The sequence below is a fragment of the Brevundimonas aurantiaca genome (assembly GCF_014199955.1).
GTDB classification, from domain to species: domain Bacteria; phylum Pseudomonadota; class Alphaproteobacteria; order Caulobacterales; family Caulobacteraceae; genus Brevundimonas; species Brevundimonas aurantiaca.
This window is the reverse complement of record NZ_JACHOQ010000021.1, coordinates 1-1,271: the sequence shown is the minus strand read 5'-3', so window position 1 is coordinate 1,271 and position 1,271 is coordinate 1. Positions and strand designations below refer to the sequence as shown.

The 1,271-nt window shown below is 67.1% G+C and carries 1 protein-coding gene; it reads left to right on the top strand.

What is annotated here, in order from left to right; genetic code table 11:
• The first annotated feature begins 63 nt into the window (after positions 1-63).
• Positions 64-1,253 (top strand): IS3 family transposase gene (locus GGQ93_RS16120; protein ID WP_165906610.1). Its coding sequence is split into 2 segments (ribosomal slippage): positions 64-316 and positions 316-1,253, totalling 1,191 coding nucleotides; the frame shifts between segments, so codons are not numbered across the junction.
• The last annotated feature ends 18 nt before the right edge of the window (positions 1,254-1,271 follow it).

Here is a 1,271-nt window from a genome sequence, read left to right as displayed (position 1 = left end):
TGACGTGACCCCCTGAAACTCCTCCAGGAATAGCTAGAGTCCGCCCAACGAAGGACGGACAGAATGAAGCGATCGAGGTTCACGGAAGAGCAGATCATCGGGATCCTGCGGGAGCAGGAGGCCGGTGTAGCGACGGCGGAGGTGTGCCGACGCCACGGGGTCAGCTCGGCGACCTTTTACAAATGGAAGGCCAAGTTTGGCGGGCTCGACGTGTCGGAGGCTCGGCGGCTCAAGGCGCTCGAGGATGAGAACGCCCGGCTGAAGCGGATGCTGGCGGACGCGATGCTGGACAACGTGGCCCTGAAGGACCTGCTGGGAAAAAAGTGGTGACGCCCGCCGGCTATCGCGAGGCGGCTGGCCATCTGCAGGCCGCCTACGAGATGAGCGAAAGGCGGGCGTGCCGTGTTCTGGGCGTCGATCGGACGAGCGTGCGCTATCAGGCGACGCGCCCGGACGACGGCGCTCTGCGCGACCGGCTGAAGGCCCTGGCCCAGGAACGTCGACGGTTCGGCTATCGTCGCCTGCACGTGCTGCTGCGGCGCGAGGGCCATGCGGTCAACAGGAAACGGGTCCAGCGGATCTATCGCGACGAGCAACTGACGGTGCGCCGGCGCGGCGGCCGGAAGCGAGCGATGGGCACGCGGCGACCGCTGGACCTGCCGCTGGCGCCCAACCAGCGCTGGTCGCTGGACTTCGTCGCAGACCAGCTGACGGACGGGCGGCGCTTCCGCATCCTGACGGTGATCGATAACTGTACGCGCGAGTGCCTGGCGCTGGTGGCCGACACCTCGCTGTCGGGCGCGCGGGTCGTGCGGGAGTTGGACGCCGTCATCCGGCAGCGAGGGCGGCCCGACACCATCGTCAGCGACAACGGCACGGAGTACACCTCGAACGCGGTCCTGGCCTGGGCCGACGACACCGGCGTCGGCTGGCACTACATCGCGCCGGGCAAGCCCCAGCAGAACGGCTTCAACGAAAGCTTCAACGGGCGGCTGCGTGACGAGCTGCTGAACGAGACGCTGTTCCGCTCGCTGCCGCACGCTCGCGCCGTGCTGGAGGCGTGGCGACGCGATTACAACGAGCAGCGTCCGCACTCGAAGCTCGGGTGGCTGACGCCGCAGGCTTATGCAGAAGCGCTCACCGGACACATCGGCCGGCCTGCTGCGCTGGTTGATGGCTGCGCAGACCGGCCTCTTGCCAACCCAGCCGATCACAGCTCAGATCAACCTAGGACTCTCGTTATGGCTGGATGAGAAACGGGGGTCACGTCA